The organism is Brachybacterium sacelli, from assembly GCF_017876545.1.
Lineage (GTDB): Bacteria > Actinomycetota > Actinomycetes > Actinomycetales > Dermabacteraceae > Brachybacterium > Brachybacterium sacelli.
This window is the reverse complement of sequence record NZ_JAGIOD010000002.1, coordinates 775,166-799,670: the sequence shown is the minus strand read 5'-3', so window position 1 is coordinate 799,670 and position 24,505 is coordinate 775,166. Positions and strand designations below refer to the sequence as shown.

24 protein-coding genes and 1 other RNA gene are annotated in these 24,505 nt (G+C 70.6%); 8 read left to right on the top strand and 17 right to left on the bottom strand.

The genetic code is table 11. From position 1 onward, the window contains the following. Positions 1-28: 28 nt before the first annotated feature. Both JOF43_RS17795 and ssrA read right to left on the bottom strand, forming a co-directional pair. A complete protein-coding gene (locus JOF43_RS17795; RefSeq protein ID WP_209904384.1) occupies positions 29-1,153 on the bottom strand; it encodes an acyltransferase family protein in 1,125 nt (374 codons plus the stop codon). A 190-nt stretch (positions 1,154-1,343) separates the two neighbouring features. Further along, positions 1,344-1,714, bottom strand: a transfer-messenger RNA (tmRNA) gene (gene ssrA, locus JOF43_RS17790). A 212-nt stretch (positions 1,715-1,926) separates the two neighbouring features. Between ssrA and JOF43_RS17785 the strand changes: the two genes are divergently transcribed. Then, positions 1,927-2,562, top strand: a complete 636-nt coding sequence (locus tag JOF43_RS17785) for a hypothetical protein (RefSeq protein ID WP_209904383.1) — start codon at positions 1,927-1,929, stop codon at positions 2,560-2,562. Here the strand turns inward: JOF43_RS17785 and smpB are convergent. The 13 genes from smpB to JOF43_RS17720 form a co-directional block, all read right to left on the bottom strand. Further along, entirely contained in the window at positions 2,544-3,050 is a 507-nt protein-coding gene (gene smpB / locus JOF43_RS17780) for an SsrA-binding protein SmpB (protein WP_209904382.1), read from the bottom strand. The genes JOF43_RS17785 and smpB overlap by 19 nt on opposite strands. 185 nt (positions 3,051-3,235) lie before the next feature. After that, on the bottom strand, positions 3,236-4,552 hold the full coding sequence (locus tag JOF43_RS17775) for a murein hydrolase activator EnvC family protein (protein WP_209904381.1): 1,317 nt from the start codon (positions 4,550-4,552) through the stop codon (positions 3,236-3,238). A 2-nt stretch (positions 4,553-4,554) separates the two neighbouring features. Continuing rightward, on the bottom strand, positions 4,555-5,472 hold the full coding sequence (gene ftsX, locus JOF43_RS17770; protein ID WP_209904380.1) for a permease-like cell division protein FtsX: 918 nt from the start codon (positions 5,470-5,472) through the stop codon (positions 4,555-4,557). Next, the gene (gene ftsE / locus JOF43_RS17765) at positions 5,469-6,389 is read right to left on the bottom strand and encodes a cell division ATP-binding protein FtsE (RefSeq protein ID WP_209904379.1); all 921 of its coding nucleotides are present in this window, start codon (positions 6,387-6,389) and stop codon (positions 5,469-5,471) included. Before ftsE ends, ftsX begins: the two co-directional genes overlap by 4 nt. Positions 6,390-6,527: 138 nt before the next feature. Next, the gene (gene prfB, locus JOF43_RS17760; protein ID WP_209904378.1) at positions 6,528-7,643 is read right to left on the bottom strand and encodes a peptide chain release factor 2; all 1,116 of its coding nucleotides are present in this window, start codon (positions 7,641-7,643) and stop codon (positions 6,528-6,530) included. Between the two features lie 73 nt (positions 7,644-7,716). Further along, positions 7,717-8,913 carry a glycerate kinase family protein gene (locus JOF43_RS17755; RefSeq protein ID WP_209904377.1) on the bottom strand — a complete coding sequence of 399 codons (1,197 nt, stop codon included), beginning with the start codon at positions 8,911-8,913 and terminating at the stop codon, positions 7,717-7,719. Further along, positions 8,910-9,401, bottom strand: a complete 492-nt coding sequence (locus JOF43_RS17750; protein WP_209904376.1) for a pilus assembly protein TadG-related protein — start codon at positions 9,399-9,401, stop codon at positions 8,910-8,912. Before JOF43_RS17750 ends, JOF43_RS17755 begins: the two co-directional genes overlap by 4 nt. Continuing rightward, positions 9,398-9,955 (bottom strand): hypothetical protein, encoded by a 558-nt coding sequence (locus JOF43_RS17745; protein ID WP_245354603.1) that lies wholly within the window; start codon positions 9,953-9,955, stop codon positions 9,398-9,400. The genes JOF43_RS17750 and JOF43_RS17745 overlap by 4 nt, the downstream gene beginning before the upstream one ends. Next, positions 9,952-10,296, bottom strand: a complete 345-nt coding sequence (locus tag JOF43_RS17740) for a TadE family protein (RefSeq protein ID WP_209904375.1) — start codon at positions 10,294-10,296, stop codon at positions 9,952-9,954. Before JOF43_RS17740 ends, JOF43_RS17745 begins: the two co-directional genes overlap by 4 nt. Before the next feature lie 143 nt (positions 10,297-10,439). Beyond that, a complete protein-coding gene (locus tag JOF43_RS17735) occupies positions 10,440-10,700 on the bottom strand; it encodes a hypothetical protein (protein ID WP_209904374.1) in 261 nt (86 codons plus the stop codon). A gap of 148 nt (positions 10,701-10,848) precedes the next feature. Further along, a complete protein-coding gene (locus JOF43_RS17730) occupies positions 10,849-11,793 on the bottom strand; it encodes a type II secretion system F family protein (RefSeq protein WP_209904373.1) in 945 nt (314 codons plus the stop codon). Continuing rightward, a complete protein-coding gene (locus tag JOF43_RS17725; RefSeq protein WP_209904372.1) occupies positions 11,790-12,662 on the bottom strand; it encodes a type II secretion system F family protein in 873 nt (290 codons plus the stop codon). The genes JOF43_RS17730 and JOF43_RS17725 overlap by 4 nt, the downstream gene beginning before the upstream one ends. Beyond that, complete coding sequence (locus JOF43_RS17720) at positions 12,659-13,885, bottom strand: TadA family conjugal transfer-associated ATPase (RefSeq protein ID WP_209904371.1); 1,227 nt, start codon at positions 13,883-13,885, stop codon at positions 12,659-12,661. The genes JOF43_RS17725 and JOF43_RS17720 overlap by 4 nt, the downstream gene beginning before the upstream one ends. 215 nt (positions 13,886-14,100) lie before the next feature. Here JOF43_RS17720 and JOF43_RS17715 point away from each other — a divergent pair, with 215 nt between their 5' ends. From JOF43_RS17715 to JOF43_RS17690, 6 genes are all read left to right on the top strand, one after another. Further along, positions 14,101-15,315 (top strand): YihY/virulence factor BrkB family protein, encoded by a 1,215-nt coding sequence (locus JOF43_RS17715; protein WP_209904370.1) that lies wholly within the window; start codon positions 14,101-14,103, stop codon positions 15,313-15,315. 1 nt (position 15,316) lies between these two features. Then, positions 15,317-16,063, top strand: coding sequence for an SOS response-associated peptidase (locus JOF43_RS17710; protein WP_209904369.1), 747 nt, complete (start codon positions 15,317-15,319; stop codon positions 16,061-16,063). Positions 16,064-16,172: 109 nt separating this feature from the next. Continuing rightward, complete coding sequence (locus JOF43_RS17705) at positions 16,173-17,516, top strand: sensor histidine kinase (RefSeq protein ID WP_209904368.1); 1,344 nt, start codon at positions 16,173-16,175, stop codon at positions 17,514-17,516. Then, positions 17,513-18,202, top strand: a complete 690-nt coding sequence (locus JOF43_RS17700) for a response regulator (RefSeq protein ID WP_209904367.1) — start codon at positions 17,513-17,515, stop codon at positions 18,200-18,202. The genes JOF43_RS17705 and JOF43_RS17700 overlap by 4 nt, the downstream gene beginning before the upstream one ends. 205 nt (positions 18,203-18,407) lie before the next feature. Then, entirely contained in the window at positions 18,408-19,145 is a 738-nt protein-coding gene (locus JOF43_RS17695) for an ABC transporter ATP-binding protein (RefSeq protein WP_209904366.1), read from the top strand. Beyond that, positions 19,145-21,661, top strand: a complete 2,517-nt coding sequence (locus tag JOF43_RS17690) for an ABC transporter permease (RefSeq protein ID WP_209904365.1) — start codon at positions 19,145-19,147, stop codon at positions 21,659-21,661. The genes JOF43_RS17695 and JOF43_RS17690 overlap by 1 nt, the downstream gene beginning before the upstream one ends. Positions 21,662-21,768: 107 nt before the next feature. On the opposite strand, the gene JOF43_RS17685 is transcribed toward JOF43_RS17690, so the two are convergent. Continuing rightward, entirely contained in the window at positions 21,769-22,218 is a 450-nt protein-coding gene (locus tag JOF43_RS17685) for a hypothetical protein (protein WP_245354602.1), read from the bottom strand. A 417-nt stretch (positions 22,219-22,635) separates the two neighbouring features. On the opposite strand from JOF43_RS17685, the gene JOF43_RS17680 reads away from it, so the two are divergent. Next, positions 22,636-22,884, top strand: coding sequence for a WhiB family transcriptional regulator (locus tag JOF43_RS17680; RefSeq protein WP_010549779.1), 249 nt, complete (start codon positions 22,636-22,638; stop codon positions 22,882-22,884). A 105-nt stretch (positions 22,885-22,989) separates the two neighbouring features. On the opposite strand, the gene JOF43_RS17675 is transcribed toward JOF43_RS17680, so the two are convergent. Next, positions 22,990-24,480 (bottom strand): sensor histidine kinase, encoded by a 1,491-nt coding sequence (locus JOF43_RS17675; RefSeq protein ID WP_209904364.1) that lies wholly within the window; start codon positions 24,478-24,480, stop codon positions 22,990-22,992. Positions 24,481-24,505 lie beyond the last annotated feature (25 nt).

Here is a 24,505-nt window from a genome sequence, read left to right as displayed (position 1 = left end):
GTTCCACGCGCCAGCGACGTTCTCCGCGTCAGCGAGTCACCGTCGCGCCGTCGGCGGGCCGCGAGTCATCGACCCGGCCGCCCGGAATGCGCGAGAGCACGAGATCGATCGCCGACTGCACGAGACCGGTGAGCGCTCCGACGGTGCCGTCCAGGAGACGCTTCCAGAAGCGTCGCGTCCGTGGGTTCTTCTCGACGGTGACGTGCAGCAGGTAGGCCAGGGAGAGCACGAAGGCGACGGTCACCGGGTACACGATCCACTTGTTCTCCTCCGTCGCGAACCGTGTCAGCAGCATGTAGCCGATGTGGGCGTGGACCAGGTACAGCGGATACGTCAGGGCGCCGGCGGTCGCCGAGCCGGGCAGGCGCCAGCCGCGGACCGCCGGGACCAGCGTCACGAGCATCACCGCGAACAGGACGGTCGTGAGCGCGGAGAGCACCGGGTCGTGGTACGGGAGGACCGTCACGTACGCGGCGACGAGTCCGGCGGCCCGGTAGAGGCTCCACCCGGAATCCGCGATCGCCGCGATGACCGCACCCGCGGCGAAGTACCCGAAGTACCCGCCGAGGAACGGAGTGTTCGCGGCGAGGTGCGGGTCGAGCTGGGAGACGACACCCATGACGATCGCCCATCCCGGCATCAGCGCGGCCACCCGATCGTTCTGGCGCAGCAGCACGAGGAGGAACACGGCCGCGTAGAACGAGAGCTCGTACAGCAGCGTCCAGTAGACACCATCCACGAAAGGCTGCCCCAGCAGCGTGGGGATCATCGTGAGGTTGACCAGCACCTGGTACGGATCGACCCCCATCCTCTCCCCACCGAGGACCAGTGCGAATCCGCTGGTGATCAGCACTGCGATCCAGAATGCGGGGTACAGACGCAGTGCCCGCCCGACCGCGAACTGGCGGGCGGTCTTCCCCCGCACGGACTGCGTGATGACGAAGCCGCTGATCATGAAGAACAGGTTCACGCCCAGGTAGCCGTACTGGGCGAGCGCGATCACGGGCTCGTGGGTGATGCCCTGGACCTTGCCGTTCTTGATCCCGTTGTACAGGTAGTGGAAAGCCACGACCGACAGTGCCGCCACGAACCGGAGGTAGTCGACCACCTCGACACGGCGGCGCGGAGCGGCAGGAGGGGACGTCTCGCGCATCCGACCGAGTGTGCCACGCTCGCCATGGTGGACAGCGGAAGTCCGGATGAGGGCAGGGGCACACTCGTCCCGGCAGCGCGAGCCGAGAGTGTCGCGGCCCGGTCGTCGACCGGGAACGGCACGAGACATGAGAAAAGCCCCCTCCCCGGCGCATCAGCGCAGGTGAGGGGGCCTTTCATCGTGAGTGCACCGGTGGAGCCGGCGGGAATCGAACCCGCGTCCGATAGTGCGGAGCGAGGGCTTCTCCGGGCGCAGTCCGTAATGACGTTTTCTCAGTCCCGACGCTCGTACGAACACGTCGCCGACGGACTCAGTCACTCTGAGGTGTTCATCCGACCCCGATGACGAGGGTCGGCAGCAGTGGCTCCTTAGATGATGGAACGATCCGGGTCAGGAGCACCCCCGGGGTTCCAGACTGCTAACGCTGATCAGGCAGCGAGAGCGAAGTCAGTGCGCTTGGGTTCGGCACTTATTGGTTTCCAGAGGACATTAACGAGATGACTCTGGGTTCTCGGCCCGCTTCCCCTCGCTGGACAACTACCGTCGAAACCGATCGGCCCCTGGCGTGGGTCTGCAGCACAGAACTCGACGACCTCTCAGGGCCGTCCGTGCACTCACTGTTGTGTTGTCAAACATCCACGAGGAACGGGCGAGCCCGTTCGGCGTACCCCCAGTCTAGCGCGCCCCGCCGAGGATCTGAAGCGAGTATCCCTCAGCTCACGGCGAAGCCGGCGATGCTGGACCGCGCCACGGCGGCGCGCCATGATGGCTCCATGGCAGGAACAGTCGGATTCACCGCCGCGGGAGTGCAGGTCACCGTCGACGACGAGACGCTGCGCGAATCCGTGCAGGATCCCGACGCCCTGACAGCCTGGTGCGCCGAGAACCCACAGGATCCGCGCACTGTCGCCCACCTGAGGATGCTGGGCCGCCTGGACGAGGCCGCGGTCGCCGGGCGACGCTCCCTCGAGGACCCGATGCTGCCGGCCCTCGTGCGTGCGGTGCGTCGCACCCGCTACGCGCACGTGCTGCAGTGGCAGGGAGCGTTCCTCCCGGCCGAGGAGCAGTTCGACCTCGCCGCGGAGGAGACGGGGCTGGAGGATCCGACGTCCCCGTCGTCCCTGTCCGTGCTCGCCGCCGTGTTCCAGCACCGGGCGAAGAGCCGCTTCGAGCACTCGCTCGCCGAAGGACGTGCCTGCCGGCCGCGCTCCGCGGGCCGGCTGCGCCGGCGCGCCCTCGAGGACGCGCGCCGCGCGCTGACCATGCGGGAGATGCTCGGGACGGTCGAGGAGGAGATGCTGGCCTCGAGCCGACAGACGGTCTCCCGCCTGGAGCGGCCGGACAGGGAGGCCGCCGACGGGGCCGCGGAGCGGCGAGACGGGGACGGGGCTCAGACCAGCTCGCGCTGACGGATGGCGCGCTGCGCCTCGCGCAGGTCCTGCTTCTCGCGCAGGGTCTGGCGCTTGTCCCACTCCTTCTTGCCACGGGCCAGGCCGATGACGACCTTCGCGTGCGAGCCCAGGAAGTACAGCTCCAGCGGCACGATCGTGAAGCCCTTCTCCCGGGATTTGCTGGCGAGCTTCGCGATCTCCAGCTTGTGCAGCAGCAGCTTGCGCTTGCGCCGCGTGGTGTGGTTGGTCCAGGTGCCCTTCACGTACGGCGCGATGTGGACGGCGTCCATCCACACCTCGCCGCCTTCGACGTAGCAGTAGCCGTCGACCAGCGAGGCACCACGATCGCGCAACGACTTGACCTCGGTACCGGTGAGCACGATGCCCGCCTCCCACGTCGCGTCGATGAAGAAGTCGTGGTACGCGCGCTTGTTCGAGGCGATGAGCCGCTTCTCGGGACCGCTGTCCGTGGCGGCCTTCTTGGCCGAGCCCTTCTTCGCCGACATGGGGTCCCTCCGTTCCGCAGCCGATCTGCTGTGCGCTCCGCGGTCGGGCTGCTGCCGCGACCGGATGATCCAGTTTACGCGGTGGTCACCGCGGGAGGCGAGCGAATATGGTCCGTCCGACCCTGCCGGGTCGTGCCTCGCGGTGGCCGGCGGCCTCGACCTCCTGCCCGTCGCGAGCACAGCTCTCACAGATAGTTCGTCGGGTTGACGGAGTTGCCGTCCTCCTGGATCTCGAAGTGCAGGTGGCAGCCCGTCGAGGAGCCCGAGGTGCCGACCTGGCCGACGGTGTCCCCGGCGGAGACCTGCGTGCCCACCGGCGGTCCATAGCTCTGGAGGTGGTGGTACGAGCTGGTGACCAGCTTCCCGTCGTGGATGCCGTGGCTGAGGATCATCTTCTTGCCGGCACCGCTGTTGTAGGCGTGCGCGATGACGCGGCCGGAATGGGTGGCACCCACCGGAGTCCCGCAGCCCACCGGGAAATCGACGCCTGCGTGCAGCTTCCGGGTGTTGTAGATCGGGTGGTACCGCCAGCCGTAGTTCGAGTTCATGCGGGAGTCGACCGGGTAGGTCCAGCCGCCGCCGGTGTTCGCCGATCCGCCGCTGCCACCGTCGTCGGCCTCGGCCTGCTGCTGGCGGGCGCGCTCCTCGCGCTCGCGCTCCTGGCGGGCGAGCTCGGCGATCTCCTCATCGAGGGTGGAGCTGCGGTTCTCCAGGGAGGACTGGTCGTCCTCGTACTGGGTCTTCTTGGCCTCGAGGTCCTCGCGCTGGCTCTGCTGGGTGGCGTACAGGGAGTCGAGCTCGGACTTCGCCTCGGTCGCGGCGTCCTCGGCCGCGGTGGTGCGGGCGACGGCCTCTTCCGCTTCCACCTTGAGATCGTCGATCTCCTCGCGCACCGCCGTGAGCCGGTCCGCGGAGTTCTCGGTGACCGCCTGGTCAGCGCGCAAGGAGTCCAGCCTGCTGCCCTGGGAGGCCATCGTGAGGCGGTAGTTCATCGACCGGTCGACGGTCTCCTGCGGGCCCTGGCCGCCGACGTAGACGGAGGAGGGGTTCGGCATCCCTCCACCCTTGTAGGCGTCCAACGCGACCTCGGCGAGCTCCTCGTCACTGCGGTCGACCTCCACCTGACCGGTCTCGACCTCACCGGTGAGGTCGTCCTCCTCGGCCTCCGCGGCCGTGAGCCGGTCCCCGATCCGGTCGTTCTCCGCCTGGGCGGCCGCCAGCTCGGCCTGGGCGTCCTCGAGGTCCTGCTGCGCCTGCGGGATCAGCAGCTCGGTCTCGGCCAGCGCCATGTAGGTGTCCGCGAGATCGTCGTTGACCCCGCCCAACGAGATACGGACGTCCTCGAGCTTCTGGTCGACCGCCGCCTTCTCGGCGACCTTGTCGTCCTTGTTCCCTTCCGCGGAGGCCGGGGACGTCGGGCCCGCCAGGGCGGGCGTGAGCACGAGCATGGCGGTGGCGAGGAAGGTCAGCGGACGGCGCAGGACGAGGACGTTCTGGGACATGCTCACACCTTCAGATAACGGTTGAGGGAGACCACGGAGGAGGCGATCGACAGCACCGCGCCCAGGGCGATGAGCACCGGGGCGGCCCAGACCAGGTCGGCGACGCCGACGGTGATGAGCTGCTCACCGAGGGTCGGGGCGAGCCAGCCCTGGACGATGTAGTGCAACCCCACCCACAGCATTCCGGAGGAGATGATCCCGCCGATGATCGCGGCGACCGCCCCCTCCAGCAGGAACGGGAGCCGGATGAAGAGGTTCGAGGCGCCGACCAGGCGCATGATCGCTATCTCACGGCGCCGGTTCGCGACCGACATGCGGATCGTGGTGGCGACGAGCAGCAGCGCCGCGATCAGCATCAGCACGGCCAGTCCGAGGGCGAACAGGGTGGACTGGTTCAGGACGTCGATGAACGGGGCGAAGGCGCTGAGCAGGTCGGTGACCTCATCGACGCCGTCCCGTCCCTGGAAGAACTCGACCACCGCCGCGGAGTCGTCGGCGTTCTTCAGCGTGATGTGGAAGGAGACGGGCATGTCCTCGGCGGTGAAGTTCGAGACGAACCCCTCCCCCGCGAACTGCTCCTGGTAGATCCCGAGCGCCTCCTCCTGGGAGCGCTGCTCGTAGGAGGCGATGTAGGGCGAGAGCACGTCGCCCTCGAGTGCCTGCTCCACGGACTCGATCTGGGCGTCGGTGGCCGCCCCGCCCGCGCAGGAGGCGGAGGTGGAGTGCGGGGAGCACAGGTAGATCGTCACCTGGGACTGCTCGACCAGGGTGTCCTTCATGTCCATGATCTGCTTCTGCATCAGCAGCCCGGTGCCCACGAAGGTCAGCGAGACCGCGGTGACGATGACCACGGAGATGACCATGGCGATGTTGCGCCACAGGCCGGTGAGGATCTCGCCGAGGATGTAGCGCGCCCTCATCGCCGGTCCTCCTCGTCCTCGTCCTCTTCGTCGAAGGCGGCCTCATCCCGCTCGAGCCGGGCGTCGCGCTCGTCGATCAGCTCCTCCTCGAGGACGTCGGCGGCGGAGTCGTCCTCCGGCTCGGTGCGCTCGGTGCGCTCGGCGGGCTCGCGGTACTCGGCGGCGTCGAGCGGGTGCTCCTCGCGGTGGGCGGAGTCGTCGGGCAGGTTCCCGGAGATCACGCTGACGGGGGTCTCGGACTCGTAGCGGCCACCCTCCTGGTCACGGACCACCTGGCCGCCGACCATCTCGACGACCCGGCGGCGCATGCGGTCCACCGCGGAATGGTCGTGGGTGGCCATCACGACGGTGGTGCCGCGCTCGTTGATCTCCCCCAGCAGGTCGAGGATCCCCTCGGCGGTGGAGGGGTCGAGGTTGCCGGTGGGTTCGTCGGCCAGCAGGATCGAGGGGCGGTTGACGTAGGCGCGGGCGATGGCCACGCGCTGCTGCTCACCACCGGAGAGCTCGTGCGGGAGTCGCTTGCCCTTGTCCTCCAGGCCCACCATCTCGAGCATCTCGGGCACGAGTCGGCGCACCACCTTGCGGGGGGTGCCGATCACGGCCAGGGCGAACTCGATGTTCTGGTACGCGGTCTTCGAGGGCAGCAGGCGGAAGTCCTGGAACACCATGCCGATGTCGCGGCGCAGCGCAGGCACCTTCCACGACGGGATGCGCGAGAGGTCCTTGCCTGCCACGTACACGGTGCCGCGGGTGGGGCCGGTCTCCTTGAGCACCATGCGCATCATGGTCGACTTCCCCGAGCCCGAGGCGCCGACGAGGAACACGAATTCCCCGCGGGTGAACTCGATGTCGAGATTCTCCACCGCGGGGTGCTGGCCTCGCATGTACGTCTTGGTGACGTTGTCGAAACGGATCACGGGAGCCTGTTCACGTCGGGGAAGTCGTGCCGTTCCAGCGTAGGGGCGCTGAGGCACGAATCGCCGCAGACGGGCGCACCGTTCAGGTCAAGGCCTGGTCAAGATCAGGTGCCGCTGGTCACGCCGGCGGCATGCCGATCAGCTCTCGGACTTGCTCTCCGCGGCGCGCCAGCGGATCCCGGCGTCGATGAAGGCGTCGATCTCGCCGTCGAAGACCGAGGAGGGGTTGCCCTCCTGGTACTCGGTGCGCAGGTCCTTGACCATCTGGTACGGGTTCAGGACGTAGGAGCGCATCTGGTCTCCCCAGCTGGCCTTGACGTCGCCGGCCAGCTCCTTGCGCTCGGCGGCCTCCTCGGCCTTCTTCAACAGCAGCAGCCGCGACTGCATGACGCGCAGCGCCGCGGCGCGGTTCTGGATCTGGGACTTCTCATCCTGCATGGAGACGACGGTGCCGGTGGGGAGGTGGGTCATGCGCACCGCCGAGTCCGTGGTGTTCACGGACTGGCCGCCGGGGCCGGAGGAGCGGAAGACATCGACCTTGAGGTCGTTCTCGGGGATCTCGATGGAGTCGGTGGACTCGATCAGCGGGATCACCTCGACGGCGGCGAAGGAAGTCTGGCGCCGGCCCTGGTTGTCGAAGGGGCTGATGCGCACCAGACGGTGGGTGCCGCCCTCGACGGACAGCGTCCCGTAGGCGAAGGGGGTGGAGACCTCGAAGGTCACCGACTTCAGCCCGGCCTCCTCGGCGTAGGAGGTGTCCATGACCTTCGTCGCGTAGCCGTGCCGCTCGGCCCAGCGCAGGTACATGCGCATCAGCATCTCGGCGAAGTCCGCGGCATCGATGCCGCCGGCTCCGGCGCGGATGGTGACCACGGCACTGCGCTCGTCGTACTCGCCCGCCAGCAGGGTCCTCACCTCGAGCTCGTCGAGGGTCTTGTGGATCGAGACCAGTTCGCGCTCGGCCTCGGCGAGGGTGTCGGGGTCGTCCTCCTCGGCGGCGAGCTCGACCATCACCTCGAGGTCCTCGATGCGCCGCTCGAGCTCGCTGATGCGTCGACGCTCGGACTGCGCGTGCGAGAGGGCGGCGGAGACCTTCTGGGCGTTCTCGACGTCGTCCCAGAGGTCCTGGGCCGAGGCCTGCTTCTCGAGGTCGGCGATCTTGGCGTCGAGCGCCTCGATGTCCGTCACCTGCTCGATCGACGACAGGGTCGAACGAAGACGGGGGATCTCTGCGGAGAAGTCGATGGAAGCCACGAGGAGAGAGTCTACGGCAGGTGTCCTGACCGTTCCGACGGGCCACCCTGGTTCCCGGGCGCCACATGGCGCCTCAGGCGGTGGCGGGATCCTCCTCGGCGACCCCGGGATCTCCCGCGGCGGACCCGGGGCCGCCGTGCGGGCCGACGCCGGCCGCGAGCCAGCGGCCGAGGTCCTCGCCCACCTCGAGCAGCCACGTCGCGGAGAGCGCGATCGCCTCCTCGGCGGAGCCGGCGCGGGAGACGAGGTCCCAGCTGCGGTCGATGCCCGCTCCCCGCAGCGTCTCTTGATCGAGCGTGATGGCACCGGCCACGGCGGCCACCGTCAGCCCGCGCTCGCGGGCGCGGCGGGCGATCTCGGCCGGGCCCTTGCCCTGCAGGGTCTGCTCGTCGAGCTTTCCCTCCCCCGTGATCACCACGTCGGCCCGCTCGAGCTGGACCTCGATGCCGATCAGCTCGAACACGGCATCGGCGCCGGAGCGCTGCGCGGCGCCGAGCAGGAACAGGCCGAATCCGGTGCCGCCGGCCGCGCCGGCCCCCGGGAGGTCGCGATGGCTCCCGGTGGGGTCCAGCAGGGCGGCGGCCGCGGCGAGCGCGGTGTCGGCCTGCTCGATCTCCGCGGCGGCCAGGCCCTTCTGGGGCCCGTACACGGCGGCTGCTCCGTCGTCGCCGAGCAGAGGGTTGGTGACGTCGTTCGCGGCCACCAGGTCCACGCCCGCGAGAGCGGCCCGGGCGGGAGCGAGGTCGACGGCGGCGAGGGTGGTGAGCCCATCGATGCCGGGGCCGATGTCGGTGCCGTCGGCGGTGAGCAGGCGGGCCCCGAGCCCTTGGAGCAGTCCGGCGCCGGCGTCCGTGGAGGCGCTGCCGCCGAGCCCGACGACGACGGTGCGAGCCCCTGCCCGGGTCGCGGCGAGGATCAGCTCGCCGAGCCCGCGGGTGGAGGCGGTGCGGGGCGCGAGGTCGCCTCCGGGCAGGGCCCTCAGGCCGACGACCTCGGCGAGTTCCACGACCGCCACCTCCCCCGCCAGCGCCCACTGCACCGTGCGGGGCCGACCGGTGGGACCGGTGACGGTGCTGGTGCGGGGCTGCGAGCCGGCGGCGAGCGCGGCGTCGACCGTGCCGTCCCCGCCGTCGGCGATGGGGCACGAGAGCACCTGGACCTGTGGGGCGGTCCGCGAGATGCCGGTCCGCAGCGCCCGGGCGACCTCGGCGGCGCTGAGCGTGCCCTTGAACTTGTCGGGTGCGAGCAGCGCGGTGAGGGTCACGGTCATCGGGCTCTGGCCTCTCCTTCGACGGTCAGGGGAATGGACGTGCTCGTCCTCCGTGTGAACCATCCTGCCAGGGGTGGGTGGGTCCGCGCGGTCAGGACCACGCTGACGGTGCCCTCGGCGTCCACGGTGACGTCGGCGACGCGGAGGCCCTCGGTGCGGGGGCTCTCCAGCGGGTAGCTGCGCAGATGGTCCTCGGCGGAGCGGCGGGCGGAGCCGGGGTGGATCGCGGCGCCGCCGTCGTCGACGTAGATGCGGGCGGGGTCGACGGCCTGCGAGGCGGCCAGCGCGGCGCTGTCGGCGGCGTGCTGCAGCGCGGTGCGTTCGAGGTGGACCCCGGTGATGGCGGTGCCGACGCCGATCACCATGAGGATCACCACCAGCACGCCGGTGGTGAGGATGGTGATCGATCCGCGAGACTCGCGCAGACGGGCACGCAGGGTGTGGAGGGCACGGTGATGCCGCGGGCGTGCCGGTCCGCGCACGCTCATCGCGCCCCTCCTGGGACGGCGCGGTACTGGTCGACCTGCACGGCGTGGGAGGCGCCGACGGCGACGGGCCCGGTCTCCCCCAGGATCGGCCCGAGGCCGGGCACCGGCACGGGGATCCGGACGCGGGCGCTGACGGTGCCGCCCGGGCTCGAGCACGGGTCCTCGCTGCAGCTGATCCGCACCACCTCCGAGGCCTCCAGACGGTAGTCCTCGAGGATCATCGCGGTGTGCTGCCGGGCGCGCATCGTCGCGTGATCCGGATCGGGCTCGACGGCGTGGATCCGGGCGGCGTCGCGGGCGATGGTGTCCGCCGCGAACACCGCAGCCTGGACCGACCCCAGGGTCAGGACCAGGTACAGAGCGGGAATGAGCAGGGCGGCGGCGAGCACGACGAACTCGACGATGGTGTTGCCATCCTCGGCGGCCGGCCCGCCCGATGCCGGGATCGGGCTGCGCCGATGGCGAGGCCCCACGCGAGTCCCGCGGGTATCGGCGGAGGCGACCTGGGCGCAGGCGGCCGGTCCGGCCTGCACCGCGCCCGTCCCCCGCTTCACCAGGTCTCCTCGTCGATGGCACGGCCTTCGACGGCGAGGGATCCGGACGGGCCGAACAGGCCGACGAGCGGGAGCGTGGCACGCACCTCCACCCGGATGGTGCCCTCGGAACTTTCGGCGGCACTCGCCTCGACCTGGAACGAGTCGCCGAAGCGGTCGCCGATCAGTCGCTCGGCACGCTCCGCCCCGTCCTCGGGTGTCGCACCGATCAGCGAGGCATGGTGAGCTCCCTGCACCGCCGCGTCGATCAGGGTGTTGCGGGTGTGGACGATGAGTGCCGCCTGCATCACCCCGAGGGCGATCAGCACGATCAGTGCGGCGACCATCGGGAACTCGACCACGGCGGAGCCTTCGTCGCGACGCAGTCGTGCCCGCAGGGACGGTCCGCGTCCCGCGGTGGCTTCCGGTGCTCGGGGCGGGGACAGGTCCGGCTGGGGAGGGCGCGCGATTCTCACGGCGGCGGGGGCGTCGGCACAGGGCTCGCTCAGAGGCTGCCGCCGAGGAACGGCGCCATGGCGTTCTCGAAGATCTGGACGATCTGGTCCGAGGCGACGGCCCAGAGGGCGACCACGATTCCTGCGGTCATCAACGTGATCAGGACCCAGCCGGGCACGTCCCCGCGCTCGGAGCTCAGGCGCTCGATCAGGCGTGTGGCGAGCCCGGATCGCATGGCGACGTCGGTGGTGGGCACTGCGGCGACGACGCGGCGGGACGAGCGGTGCAGTCGGGTGCGGTGAACAGTCATGTCGGCCTCCTCGGCGGTTGGACCGGGCTGGATACCCGGCATGGGGAACTGCGGATGGTGCGGGACATGTGGTCGGACCTGCGCGGTGGGATGGCTGGTCGGTGGATGGTCGGGTGGTCGGGCGGACGCTGGAGCGGTCGTGCGGCGGTCAGACGGAGATCTCCAGGACGGCGAGGCCGGGGAAGATCGCGAAGACGATCACCAGCGGCATCACGAAGAAGACCACGGGCATGAGCATGTAGATCTCGCGACGTCCGGCCGTCTCCATGAGGTCGCGCTTGGAGGATTCGCGGGCGTCCTGGGCTTGTGCCCGCAGCACATCGGCCAGGGGCGTGCCTCGTTCGATCGCGACGGAGACGCCTTCGCCGAACCGTCCCAGCGACTGCAGTGGGGTGCGCGACCCGAGGGAGGCCAGCGCCTGGGCGACGCTGGTGCCGGACCGGATGTCGGCGACGGTGGCGGCGAACTCGTCGGGCAGCGCACCCGAGGAGGTGCGGGCCACCCGCTCCATCGCAGCGATCGGGCTCTCCCCCGCCGCGACGGCCAGCGCGAGCAGATCGGCGACGGTAGGGAACTCGCGGGCCATGCGCGAGGCGCGGCGAGCGATCTCCACGCCCAGCAGATAGTCCCTCAGCAACACGCCCGAGAGCACGCCGAGGAGGACGATGAGCAGCCCCAGCAGCGGACTCGCGCCGCGAGTGCCGACGGCGAGCAGCGCGATGGCGACGCCGGCGACCAGTCCCACCCCACCGAAGATGACCTGCTCGATGCGGAAGGAGTCCGTGGAGGAGCGTCGACCGGACAGCCGGAGACGGCGTTCGAGCTGGTCGGCGCCCCCGGTGAGACGCTCGAGGACGCCCAGGGCGCGCTGGGCCACCGGGCCCAGGAGATTCTCGGCGACCACCCGAGCACGACTCGTCGCCGCCGGGGCACTGAAGAGGGAGGCGGACCGTGAGCGCCGCAGATAGGGGTCGATGCGAGCGTCCAGGTCGCGGCGGCGCAACCAGGGAAGCAGCCCCGCCAGGAGCGCGAGCCCGATGCCGAGCAGCAGCCCCAGGAAGGCGCCGACCACGAGCGTTCTGGAGTCGATCATCGCAACACCCGCTCGTCCTGCGGCAGGCGCGCGATCAGCAGCATGACCCGGTAGGCGATCAGGGAGACCACGGCGCCGATGAGGATCATCGCCATTCCGAGCGAGGAGTCGTAGGCCTGGGCGGCCTGGGGCCTGGTCGACATCAGCGCCAGCACCAGCCACGGTGCGGCCAGGGCGAGCCGTGCCGCGTTGACCGTCCAGGACTGGCGCGCCTCGAGCTCCGCACGGGTCCGGGCGTCCTCTCTCAGGAAGGAGGCGAGAGTTCGCAGCAGGCCCCCGAGATCGGTGCCGCCGACATCGCGAGTGATCCGCAGCGCCTCGACGATCCGATCGCCCACCGGATCCGCCAGGCGCACCTTCAGTCGATCCAGACAGGCTGCGAAATCTCCGCTGGCCTGGTAATCGAGGGAGAACTCGTGGAAGGCCGGTCGTAGCTCCTCGGGGCCCTTTCGGCCGAGCTGGACCAGTGCCTCCGGAAGTGAGAGGCCGGCACGGATCGCGGAGTTGATGTGGTCGACGGCCTCCGGCCAGACCTCCCGCAGCGCGGTAGTCCGGCGGCGGGCGGCGGAGCGCAGGAACACCACGGGCAGTGCCGTGGAGACCGCCCCGATCGCCAGGGACGGTACGACAGCGCTGGAGGTCGCCCAGAGCACTGCCGCGACGACCAGGCCGAGCCCTGCACTGAGAGCTGGCACCGCCTCCGGCGGGACCGAGGTGAGGCCCACGGTGACCAGGTCGTCGCGCAGCCGGTCCATGGCACGACCGACCCGTCCGCGGCGGGGCGCCTGACCCTCCTGCTCCCACAGCGACCACCAGATCGACAGCAGACCCAGCCCGGCGAGGAGGCCCAGGAACGCGCCGTCGCTCATGCCGCGTCCACACCGCCCAGCAGCGCGGTCAGGTCATGGCCGGAACGGGCGAAACGCTCCGGGTGCGGCGGATGCCCGTCTCCTCGCACGAGTCGCTCACCTCGGAGGGAGTACAGGTCCGAGATCTCGATGACTTCGTCCTCCACCCGCCCGCTGAGCCCGACGATCTCCCGCACCCGCCGCCGGCCGTCGGCCAGCATGTCGAGATGGACGACGAGGTCGATGGAGCTGGCGACCGTGGGGACGACGAACCGGCTGGAGACGTTCTCCCCGGCCAGCAGGGGCAGGGTGCACAGCTTGGTGACGGCGTCGCGGGCCGAGTTGGCGTGGATCGAGGCGAGGCCGGGCAGGCCGCTGTTGAGTGCGATGAGCATGTCCAGCGACTCGGCCTCGCGGACCTCGCCGACGATGATCCGGCTGGGTCGCATCCGCAGCGCCTCTTTCACCAGGCGGCGCATGGAGATCTCGCCGGCACCTTCGAGGTTCGCCTGTCGGGTCTGCATGGCGACCACGTCGCGCAGACCGAGGCCGAGCTCGAACACCTCCTCGATGGTGACCACCCGTTCTCGGGCTCCGATCGACTGCGCGAGACAACGCAAGAAGGTCGTCTTCCCGGCACCGGTCGCGCCGCTGGTGACGACATTGAGGCCCGAGGCGATCGCCGCATCGAGGAAGTCGGCGGCCTGCGGTGTGAGGGAGCCCAAGGCGACCAGACCGTACAGGTCGTAGGCCTTGGCCACGAACTTGCGGATGTTGATCGCCCAGTGCGTACGCGTCACGCTCGGGATCACCACGTGCAGTCGCGATCCGTCGGGCAGCAGTGCGTCGACGAAGGGTGTGCTCATGTCCAGGCGACGTCCCGAGCTCACCAGCATCCGCTCGACGATCCCGCGGACCTCGGCGTCATTGAGGACGATCGTGGTCAGTTCGCTGCGCCCGTTGCGTGCGCAGAACACCTGCGACGGCGAGTTCAGCCATATCTCCTCGACCATGGGATCATCCAGCATCTCCTGGAGCGGCCCGAAGCCGCCGATGCGGGCCGCCACCTCGGCCACGGCCGTCTCGCCGTCATGGAGGACCGGGACCTCGCCGGAGGAGGAGCGCCGGTCGTAGTCGGAGACGACTTCACGGATCAGCGGCTCGAGCTGATCGGCATGCACGTCGAGCCCGCGCCGACGGATCAGCTCCCGCGACTCGGCCTCGATGATGGTGGCGGTGTCCATCCGGTCCCCTCCCGACCCCCGACCGACCGGTCCTTTCCGGTCGTGCGCTCCGATGCGGAGCACTCTCGCCGGTCACTGTATGGCGAACCGGGCCCCTGCCGTGGGCAGATGTCAGTAATTGTGGACAACTCTCCCCGGGTTCTCCCATGGCAGGATGACCACACATCAGTCCGCGACTCAGTCCGCGAGCCAGCCTCACCCCAGGAGTCCTCCTCATGGCCGATTCCCCCGCATCCCGGTCTCCCCGCCTGAGCGGCGGCACGGTGTTGTACACGGCCAAGCGCGTGCTCGCGGAGTTCACGCGCGACGGCGGCACCGATCAGGCGGCGAAGCTGACCTACTACATGGTGCTGTCGGTCGCGCCGACGCTGCTGGCACTGTTCTCGCTGGCCACGCTGCTGCTGGCTCCGATCAAGGATGAGATCTCCGAGCTGATCACGAAGGGCATCGAGTCCGCCTCGAGCGGGTCAGACCTCGCGGCCGGGGACGCGGTGAAGTCGACTCTCGACTCGCTCATGGGCTCGGCGACCGGCGGCACCATCGCCCTGATCATCGGTATCGCGACGGCCCTGTGGTCCGCCTCCGCCTACATCAAGGCCTACGGGCGGGTCGCGAACCAGATCTACGAAGTCCCCGAGGGCCGCGGTCCGATCCGCCTGACCCTGTCGATGCTGGGCCTGACGGTAGCGATGATCCTCGGCATCCTGCTGGTGCTGGTCTCGGTGCTGCTGAACCAATCGCTCGTGGACGGTCTGCTGGGCCCGATCGCCTCACGGATCGGCGCCGAGGGCACGCTGATGTTCCTCACCGAGTCGTTCCTGCCGATCTGGACCTGGGCGAAATGGCCGGTGATCCTGGTGCTCGCCTTCGCGCTGATCTCGCTGTTGTACTGGGGCGCCCCGAACGTCGACAAGCCCTTCCGGATCATCTCCCCCGGTGGCGTCTTCGCGATCATCGGCATCGCCGTCGCCGCGGTGGCGCTGTCGATCTACATGGGCACCGTCGCCGGCTACTCCAGCTACGGGGCCATCGGCGGCATCATGGCGGTGCTGTTCGCCCTGTGGGTGATGAACATCGTGATCATCCTCGGTGCGGAGGTCGACGCCGAGTTCGAGCGCGCCCGCGAGCTGGAGTCCGGCAAGCCCGCGGAGGACAGCCATGACCTGCCGATGCGCGAGTCCAAGGGCGCCGAGAAGGCGGAGGCCAAGCACGAGAGCATCGTCGACGAGGGCCGGGACATCCGCCTGCGGAACCTCCACCGCGACGCCGAGGCCTACACCGGCGAGGACGCCCGTCTCACCCCGCGCCGCGGGGTTCCCACGGTCGGCGCCGCCGAGGACGCCGACGACACCGAGAACGCCGGGCACGCCGAGGGCACTGCGGACGACGAGCGCTCGCCGACGGACCGCGACCGCACGGACGGGAACTGACATGTGCGGCCGATTCGCCTTCTTCCAGGAGATCGAGCCGCTGGTCGACGACCTCGATGCGGTCGATCTCAGCGATCCGCATCTGCGCAGTCGCTGGAACATCCCGCCCACCGCACCGATCCACGTCGTCACCGAATCGGTCGATCCGGCCACCGGAGAGGTGCTGCGAGCCCTGCGGGTGGCCCGTTGGGGGCTGCTGCCGCCGTTCGCGCAGGACGAGACCTTCTCCTCGCGCACCTTCAACGCCCGCCGGGAGACGCTCGCCGAGCGCAACAGCTTCCGCGGGAGCCTCGGCCGATACCGTGCGATCGTCCCCATGGACGGGTACTACGAGTGGGTGCGCGACGGCGCCGGCAAGCGCAAGCAGCCCTACTACATCGCCCCGGCCGACGGTTCCCCGCTGTACATGGCGGCCCTGGTCTCCTGGTGGAAGGGGCCCGGCGGTCACGAAGGCCCGGCCGCCGGAGCGGACGGCCGCTACCTGCTCAGCGCCACGATCATCACCCGCGCGGCCACCGGCGAGCTCGCCGAGATCCACGACCGCACCCCGGTGATGCTGCGCCGCGGCCAGGTCGACGCCTGGCTGGACACCACGATGGACGACCGCCACGCCGCCCAGGCCTGGATCCTCGAGGACACCCACCTGCTCGAGGACTCGACCCTCGCGCTGCGCGAGGTGGACCCGGCGGTGGGGAAGGTCGGCAACGACGGACCCGAGCTGCTCGATACGCCGCAGAGGCTGCTCTGAACGGCTCCTGCCCGGTCCGGCCCGTGCCACGCCCGTCCGCCCGGCGTCGGCCCGGGATCCGACCGCGGTCTGACGCCCCGGACTGCCCCGCCCCCGTACCCTCGTGACCATGACGGACGGTTCCCCCGAGAGCACGGACGCGCCCTCGAGGCGCGGCCGCCGCATCGACCCGTTCCGCTGGATCATCGAGAACCCCGGCACCGTCGACCTGATCGCCTTCGGCTCCGGCGCGTTCGTGGTGCTGCTGTTCTCCGTGGGGACCGCGTCCTTCAACTGGTGGACCCTCTTCTCCGTCCCGATGATCGCGGCCGCGGCGATCTGCCGGGTGCGCCCACTGCTCGGGGTGATCGTCATCGGCGCCCTCGCCGTGGCCCACCTGCTGGTGAACCAGCCCGTCGTGCTCGGCGACGCCATGACGTTCTACGCGATGTTCTGCGCCGTCGCCTACGGGGGGCGCGCCGTGGCCTGGGTCGGCATGGGCGCCGGCTTCCTGGGAGTCCTCTGCCAGGCCGGCTACTGGGCGTTCGTCTCCTACGTCACGGAGTACGGCGGTCCGCTGCAGGCCGCGCTGGCCTTCGCCGGGCTGGTCACCATCGGCACGATCACGATCGTGGCGGTCTGGGCGCTGGCCAACCTGCAGCGCGCCCGGGTGCGCCAGCTCGCCCTGACCCAGGACCGCGCCGAGCAGGCCGTCCGCGAGCGCGAGCAGCGCACCGCCCTCGCGGTGGCGGACGAGCGCGCCCGCATCGCACGGGAGATGCACGACGTCGTCGCCCATTCCCTCTCCGTGATCATCGCCCAGGCCGACGGCGGTCGCTTCATCGCCTCCCAGCACCCCGAGAAGGCGACCGACGTGCTGGGCACCATCGGCGAGACCGGACGCGCTGCGCTGGCCGACATGCGCTCGCTGCTGGGTGTGCTGCGCCAGGAGGACGAGACCAGCTTCGGGCCCCAGCCCGGACCGGCGATGCTGCACGATCTGACCGAGCGCGTGCGCGCTGCCGGCCTCGAGGTGGACCTCGAGGTCGACGGCGCTCTGGAGGACCTGCCCCAGGCCCTCGGCATGTCCCTGTTCCGCCTGGTCCAGGAATCGCTGACCAACGTCCTCAAGCACGCCGGCCCCGGGGCCTCCGCGGCGGTCCGCATCCGGCGCACCGCCCAGCAGCTCGAGATAGAGATCCTCGACGACGGGCAGGGCACCGACCCCGCCTCCGACGGGCAGGGCCACGGCCTGACCGGGATGCACGAGAGGATGTCCGTGTTCGGCGGGACCCTGCAGGCCGGACCGCTGCCCAGCCGTGGCTACCGGGTGCGGGCCGTCGTCCCGCTGGACGGCACCGGCCGCGGCGGGCAGCCGGCACCCGGCCAGCTGGCACCCGGCCTGCCCGATGCCGTGGCGGCCCCACTTGCTCCCACGCCCCACCCGCCCCGACCCGGAGGAGACCCCCGATGACCGATCCGCTCGACCGCCCCCTGCGCATCGCCCTCGTCGACGACCAGCCGCTGGTGCGCGCAGGATTCGCGATGGTGATCGACTCGCAGGACGACATGGAGGTCGTCGTGCAAGCGGCCGACGGTGCCGCCGCGGTCGAGGACCTGCGCGCCCGCACCGTCGACGTGGTGCTCATGGATGTGCGAATGCCGCGGATGGACGGCATCGAGGCGACGCTGCGGATCCTCGAGCAGTCGCCCGAAGGCCGTGCCCCGAAGATCGTCGTGCTGACCACCTTCGACATCGACGAGTACGTCGTCTCCGCGATCCGTGCCGGAGCCAGCGGCTTCCTGCTCAAGGACGCCCAGCCGGAGGATCTGCTCGGCGCGATCCGCACCGTGCACCGCGGTGACGCCGTGATCGCCCCGTCGGCCACCCGCCGTCTGCTCGCACGCGTCGTCGCGACCCCCGAGCCGCAGGAGAAGGACGCCTCCTCCCTCGCGTCCCTCACCGAGCGTGAACGGGAGGTGCTCACGCTGATGGGCCGCGGCTGCTCGAACCAGGAGATCGGGGCCGAGCTGTTCGTCGCCGAGGCCACCGTCAAGACGCACGTGGGGCGGGTGCTCGCCAAGCTCGGCGCGCGCGACCGTGTGCAGGCGGTCATCATCGCCTTCGAGACCGGCCTGGTCGCCCCTGGCACCGACTGATCGACGTGCTGACGAGGAACGAGTCGGCAGGAGACCAGTCCCACGAGCACCGGCTGAGCCCGCCGCGTCGTCAGACCCTGGTATGACCCCTCCCCATCCTCCGGTCGCGCGGATCCTCGCCGGTCACGACCGAGGACGGACGCCCCGGTGGTTCGTGGCGCGGCACCATCGTGGATGACCGAAGACCTCGCGCAGAAGGATCACGATGACTGCCCAGCCACTTCCCGCTCCCTCCACCTCCCCGGAGGGCACCTCCCCCGCCATCGTCGCCCGCGGCGTCACCCGCACCTACGGCACCGGAGCCGGGACCGTCACCGCACTGGATGCGGTGGACCTCGACATCGCCCGCGGTGCGTTCACCGCGATCATGGGCCCCTCCGGCTCCGGCAAGTCCACCCTCCTGCATACGCTGGCCGGGCTCGACGTCGTCTCTCGCGGCTCGATCCGCATCGACGGCACCGAGATCACCGCTCTGAACGACGACGCCCTGACCCGGCTGCGTCGTGAGCGCGTCGGCTTCGTGTTCCAATCCTTCAACCTGCTTCCGATGCTCAGCGCCGAGCAGAACATCCTGCTCCCGCTCGAGCTCGCCGGCAAGCGGGTGGACCGCGCCTGGCTGGACACCATCACCTCCGCCTTCGGTCTGACCGACCGGCTCGCCCACCTGCCCTCGCAGCTCTCGGGCGGACAGGTCCAGCGCGTCGCCATCGCCCGCGCCCTGGTCACCTCCCCCGCGGTCGTCTTCGCCGACGAACCCACCGGCAACCTCGACTCCCACACCACCGAGGAGGTGCTGGACTTCCTGCGACTGTCGGTCGACGAGTTCGGCCAGACCGTCGTCATGGTCACTCACGAGCGGGATGCCGCCGAGCGCGCGGACCGGATCGTCTCCCTGGCCGACGGCCACATCGCGGCCGACGAGGACCTGCGGGGGCAGTACTGATGGCGCGCCGCACCCCCCTGAAGCTCACTCCCGTGCGCCGCCACTTCGCGGCCGTTCTCACCATCGCGCTGTCCTGCGCCTTCGTCGCCATCATGGTGCTGGCCGGCAATCTCATGCAGGCCTCGCTGGCCTCCCAGGCGTCCCAGAGCTACGACGGGGCCGATCTCGAGATCAGTCGGCCCCTGAGCGACGAGCAGTGGTCCTCCGAGCAGCCCGTGGCGGCCCCCGAGGTCGAGGGCACCGAGGAGACCTGGCCGCTGCTGTCCAACTTCGTACAGCTGACCTCCGGGGGCTCGGAGAGCGGATCGTTCCTGTCCGCGGCCATGCTCCCGCCCGACGCCGGCGCGGAGGAGTCCCTCACCGAGGGCGAGCTGCCCGCTGCATCCGACGAGGTGGTGCTCGACACCGGGGCCGCCGAGTCGCTGGACGTGTCCGTCGGGGACACCGTCACCCTGCCCGCGGACTTCTCCCCCGACGGGAAGGAGCACAGCTTCACCGTCACCGGTCTCGCCCCCACCGCGGAGGGATCCGTCTTCGGCGGCACCCCGCGGGTGTTGATCTCGGAGGTCAACGCCGCCGCGCTGCTGGGCCCGGACGAGGGCACGCTCACCGACACGTGGTTGGCATCGGTTCCCGAGGGCACCGACCCCGCCGCGGTCGCCGAGAGCGCGAGCACCGATGACCTCACGGTGCGCACCGTCGATGATGCCGTGCAGGAGGCGACCTCCGATCTCATGGAGGGCTCCGCAGCCCTGGGGCTGATGCTCGCCGTGTTCGTGGTGATCGCCCTGTTCACCAGTGCTGTGGTCATCGCCAACACCTTCGCGGTCACCATCGCCCAGCGCACCCGCTCCCTCGCGCTGCTGCGCACGCTCGGAGCCACCCGCAGCCAGGTGCGCCGCGTGGTCCTGCGCGAATCCCTCCTGGTCGGGGTGCTCGGCGCCGTCGTCGGCCTGGTGGGCGGGCACCTGGTGGTCCAGGCCGCCCTCGCCGGGGCCGACGGCCTGGGCTGGCTCGACGGTCTCATGCTCGTGCCCGTGAGCCTGTGGTCGGTGCTGCTGCCGGTGATCGCCGGCGTGGTGATCACCCTGGTCGCGAGCCTCGCCCCCATGCGCTCCGCCACCCGGGTCGCCCCGCTGCAGGCGCTGCGTCCCGAACCGCCGTCGCAGCGGCACGGGCTCGGCGCCCGGGGCGTGCTCGGCATCGCCGCGATCGTCCTCGGCGTCCTCGCCCTGGTCGGTGGCACGCTGCTGTCGATGCAGGGCGTGGCGTCTCTGGGCGTCGTGCTGGCGATGGCCGGCGGCGTGCTCAGCTTCACCGGGGTGCTGCTGGTGCTGATCGTGCTCACCCGTCCGCTGTCCTCTCTGATCGGCAGCCTCATGAACCGCGTCGGCGGGCTGCCGGCGAAGGTCGCCAGCGCCAACGTCGCCCGCAATCCCCGCCGCAGCGCGGCCACCATCGCGGCCCTGCTCATCGGCACCACGCTGATGACGATGATGGCTGTCGGAGCACGCACGGCGGAGTCCACTCTCACCTCCGAGCTCGACTCCCGACGACCGATCGACCTGGTCGTCAGCGCCGAGGAGATGCCGAAGGACGCCGCCGAGCAGATCACCGCGATCGACGGCATGGACACGGTCCACCCCGCGGCCCGCGGGGACATCGAGGTCGGTGCCGACGAACCGATGACGCTGTACGGTGCCTCCCCCGAGGCGGTGCGCGACACCTCGCACCGACCCGCGATGGCCGATGACCTGGAGGACGGCGTGGTGCTGGTGGGGTACGAGAGGGCCGAGCAGTTCGGCGTCGCCGACGGGGAGACGCTGCAGGTCGAAGGAGCCGACGGCGCCACGCACGAACTGCGCGTCCAGGTCGACGCCAATCTGGCGATGTCGCTGGTCAGCCCCGCCACCCTCGAGCAGCTGGTCGGTGGGGCCAGCACCCCGGTGCTCCTCGGCGACTTCGCCGATCAGGGCACGACCGAACGGGCGGAGGTCGAGGCGTACTCGCTCGTCGATGCCGTGAACGAGCAGACCACCACCGAGGGCTGGTCCGATGTCAGCACCGACGCCGGCGGCGCCGAGCGCGAGATGTACGGGCAGATCCTGAACATCCTGCTGGGCATCGTCATCGGCCTGCTCGCGGTGGCCGTGGTGGTGGCGCTGGTGGGGGTGGCGAACACCCTCAGCCTGGGAGTCATCGAGCGCACCTCGGAGAACGCCCTGCTGCGGGCTCTGGGCACCACGCGTCGCCAGATGCGCGCCATGCTGGGCTGGGAGGGCATCCTGCTGGCCCTGGTCGGCGCGGTGCTCGGGATCGTGATCGGCAGCGTCTACGGGATGCTCGGGATCAATGCCCTGCTGGGCTCGAGCTTCCCGGTCTCGATCACCATCCCCTGGGGCCAGGTCGGTCTGGTGCTGCTGCTGGCGGTCCTCGCCGGCGGCATCGCCTCGGTGCTGCCGGGACGGGCCGCCGCCCGTACCGCGCCGGCGGCCGCGCTGGCCGGTGGGGAGTGAGGCCATGACGGCCTGACCGGGACCGCTCGGCGGAACCGACGGCGAGGGCCCTGTCCCGGAACGCTCCGGGGCAGGGCCCTTCGTCCGTCGGATCGGGCCGGAGGGGCTTACTCCTTCTCGCCCGGCAGCGGGGTGGAGCGCACCAGTCCCAGCAGCAGCACGAACAGGACGATCGCGAGGACGAGGGCGAGAGCCCCTTGCCAGTACAGGGCTCCGCGCAGCATGCTCGCGCCGACCAGCGCCTGGAAGAGCTGCCAGGTGATGCCGTAGCCGAGGCCGAACCGTCCGGAGACGAGGATCGAGCGGGCTGCCAGCGCGGTGCCGAGCGCGAAGACGAGCAGGAAGATCCCCAGCCCCGTGCCGAGCTTGGCGTGCAGGTCCCCCGCAGCGACCATCAGGAAGCAGTAGGTGGCGGCGGCCGCCAGCATGAGGGTCTCCACCCCGAGCAGGGCGGCGACGGTCGGGCGGGTCCGCGGGCCGGCACCGGGGCCGCCGGTGGGGCCGGAGGCGGCACCGCGGGAGGCGCCGGATCCGGCGGCATGGGGATCGGTGGGCATGGGACGACTGTATCGGCCGACCGGGTCCTGCCTTTCCCGTCGATTCCCGTCGATTCCCTACGATTCTTCGCCGACGCGACCCCTCCTTCCCCGCCGGCGGGGCCCTTCCCACCCGGTCCTCCTCGGGGTCGCAGCACTCCTGACGGCCTTTTTCAACGCCTTCGTGCCGGGCATCACGCCGATGTCCGAGCATGTGGGAAGTGCCACCCAGGTCGCCTACACAGCCTCTTGTCGAGGCCGCGACCGGCCCAGAGAATGGAGGTCGGCTCGCCCCCGACGCCGAGATCCGCGGCAGCTTCGCCGCCCCCCGGATCCGAGTCGACGAGCCGGAGACCCGAGAACGCCCCATCTGGAGCGACCCTCGCCGCGCCACGCCCCACGGGGTGGGGTGTGGCGTCCTGGAAAGAGAGAGTGACGATGGACTGGCGCCACCGTGCCGAGTGCCTCAACCATGATCCCGAGCTGTTCTTCCCCATCGGGAACACCGGACCGGCGATCACCCAGATCCAGGAGGCGAAGGCGGTGTGCCAGAAATGCGACGTCATGACGGCCTGCCTGAAGTTCGCCCTCGAGTCCGGACAGGACTCCGGCGTCTGGGGTGGACTCTCCGAGGACGAGCGCCGCTCTCTCAAGCGCCGCAACGCGCGCGCTCGCCGCGCCAGCTGACCCCTCGTCCTGCGGCTCTCTCCACCGCGCCGCAGGACCCCGCCCGGGCGGGGAGGACACGCGTCACCGATGACCTCACGGTCGTCCCGCCGCGAGCGGTCCCGCTCAGAGCGTGAGCGGATCCAGGTACACGTCGACCACCGCCCGGGTCCCCCCTTCGGGGCGATCCTGCCAGGTCAGGGTTCCACCCAGCTGACCCTGGACGAGGGTGAGCGCGATGTTCGTGCCGAGACCGGTGGGCTTCGCCGCCCCCATCCCCTCGCCGTCATCCTCGATGTTGATGACCAGGTGCGAGCCGATCCGCTCGCTGCGGACCATCAGCGTGCCACCGGTCTCCGAGAGCCCGTGCTCGACCGCGTTCGTGGCCAGCTCCGTGACCACCAGCGCCAGCGGCGTCGCCTCCTCCGCCCGGATCGACCCGACCCGCCCGTGCTTCTCGGTCCGCACCTCCACCTGCGACTCGGTGAGCCGAGGCGCTCCGGCCCGATGCACGGTGGCACTGGCCGCATCGACGGCCAGACGCAGGCAGCGGTCGATCACCTCATCGAAATGGACGGCTTCCTCGGAGCCCTGCAGCAGAGACTCGTGCACCAGCGCGATGGTCGAGACCCGGCGCATCGCTTCGCTGAGCGCGTCGCGCGCTTCGTCGGACTTCATGCGCCGTGACTGCATGCGCAGCAGCGCCGCCACGGTCTGCAGATTGTTCTTGACCCGGTGATGGACCTCGCGGATGGTCGCATCCTTGGTGATCAGCTCCCGCTCCCGACGACGCAGCTCCGTCACGTCGCGCACCAGGATGATGGCCCCGGTGCGCTGGCCCTTCTCGGTCAGCGGAACCGCCCGCAGCGACAGGGTCCCCCCGCGGGCCTGCATGTCGGAGCGCCAGGCGGCGCGGCCCATGAGCACCAGTGGCAGGGACTCGTCCACAGGGCTGCGCGACTGCAGCACGTCCGTGGACAGCTCGGCCAGCGTGATCCCCTCCATGTCCCCCTCGATGCCGAAGCGGTGGAAGGCGGACAGCGCGTTCGGCGAGGCCCACTGGACCACCCCGCTGCCGTCGAGCTCGACCACGCCGTCGCCGACCCGCGGGGCACCGCGCCGGGGCGGGATGGGAGCGCCCTCTATCGGGAAGGCACCGGACTGGAGCATGCGCAGCACGCGCAGGCCGAGCTCGTGCTGGCGGATCTCGTTGGTCGAGCGGCCCCCTTCGCTGACCGGTCTCTCGGCCGCCAGGACTCCCAGCGTGCGCCCGTCCTTGCGCACCGGGACCAGCAGTCCGGTCGCCTCCCGGCCCTCACGCTCGATGGTCGCCGGCTCGCACAGGGGCTCGGCCCCCTCGAGCAGGGCGGGGATCTCGGAATCCGTGTCGGCCTCGAGGAGAGTGCCCACGGGGTCCTCGTAGTAAACGGTGGAACCGGTGGCGGGCCGGCAGTGGGCCACGGCCCGCGGGCCCTCCGCGCTCTGGATCCACAGCACCAGGTCCGATCGGAGCAGATCGGAGACGAGGTTCCAGTCCCCGACGAGGTGCTGGAGCCAGTCGGCCTCCTTCTCGGTCAGGGCGCGGTTCTCGGCGAGGAACTTGGACAGGCTCGGCATGCGCCCAGGATAGTGCGAGGTCCCG

Bases quoted from the DNA above. Each gene is read 5' to 3' on its own strand.
- JOF43_RS17710 (WP_209904369.1), top strand. From the start codon at position 15,317: ATGTGCGGCCGATTCGCCTTCTTCCAGGAGATCGAGCCGCTGGTCGAC.
- JOF43_RS17755 (WP_209904377.1), bottom strand. From the start codon at position 8,913: ATGACCGTGACCCTCACCGCGCTGCTCGCACCCGACAAGTTCAAGGGC.
- JOF43_RS17680 (WP_010549779.1), top strand. From the start codon at position 22,636: ATGGACTGGCGCCACCGTGCCGAGTGCCTCAACCATGATCCCGAGCTG.
- JOF43_RS17695 (WP_209904366.1), top strand. From the start codon at position 18,408: ATGACTGCCCAGCCACTTCCCGCTCCCTCCACCTCCCCGGAGGGCACC.
- JOF43_RS17685 (WP_245354602.1), bottom strand. From the start codon at position 22,218: ATGCCCACCGATCCCCATGCCGCCGGATCCGGCGCCTCCCGCGGTGCC.
- JOF43_RS17735 (WP_209904374.1), bottom strand. From the start codon at position 10,700: ATGACTGTTCACCGCACCCGACTGCACCGCTCGTCCCGCCGCGTCGTC.
- JOF43_RS17750 (WP_209904376.1), bottom strand. From the start codon at position 9,401: ATGAGCGTGCGCGGACCGGCACGCCCGCGGCATCACCGTGCCCTCCAC.
- JOF43_RS17725 (WP_209904372.1), bottom strand. From the start codon at position 12,662: ATGAGCGACGGCGCGTTCCTGGGCCTCCTCGCCGGGCTGGGTCTGCTG.
- JOF43_RS17785 (WP_209904383.1), top strand. From the start codon at position 1,927: ATGGCAGGAACAGTCGGATTCACCGCCGCGGGAGTGCAGGTCACCGTC.
- JOF43_RS17675 (WP_209904364.1), bottom strand. From the start codon at position 24,480: ATGCCGAGCCTGTCCAAGTTCCTCGCCGAGAACCGCGCCCTGACCGAG.
- JOF43_RS17715 (WP_209904370.1), top strand. From the start codon at position 14,101: ATGGCCGATTCCCCCGCATCCCGGTCTCCCCGCCTGAGCGGCGGCACG.
- JOF43_RS17720 (WP_209904371.1), bottom strand. From the start codon at position 13,885: ATGGACACCGCCACCATCATCGAGGCCGAGTCGCGGGAGCTGATCCGT.
- JOF43_RS17705 (WP_209904368.1), top strand. From the start codon at position 16,173: ATGACGGACGGTTCCCCCGAGAGCACGGACGCGCCCTCGAGGCGCGGC.
- JOF43_RS17700 (WP_209904367.1), top strand. From the start codon at position 17,513: ATGACCGATCCGCTCGACCGCCCCCTGCGCATCGCCCTCGTCGACGAC.
- JOF43_RS17795 (WP_209904384.1), bottom strand. From the start codon at position 1,153: ATGCGCGAGACGTCCCCTCCTGCCGCTCCGCGCCGCCGTGTCGAGGTG.
- JOF43_RS17690 (WP_209904365.1), top strand. From the start codon at position 19,145: ATGGCGCGCCGCACCCCCCTGAAGCTCACTCCCGTGCGCCGCCACTTC.
- JOF43_RS17730 (WP_209904373.1), bottom strand. From the start codon at position 11,793: ATGATCGACTCCAGAACGCTCGTGGTCGGCGCCTTCCTGGGGCTGCTG.
- JOF43_RS17775 (WP_209904381.1), bottom strand. From the start codon at position 4,552: ATGTCCCAGAACGTCCTCGTCCTGCGCCGTCCGCTGACCTTCCTCGCC.
- ftsX (WP_209904380.1), bottom strand. From the start codon at position 5,472: ATGAGGGCGCGCTACATCCTCGGCGAGATCCTCACCGGCCTGTGGCGC.
- smpB (WP_209904382.1), bottom strand. From the start codon at position 3,050: ATGTCGGCGAAGAAGGGCTCGGCCAAGAAGGCCGCCACGGACAGCGGT.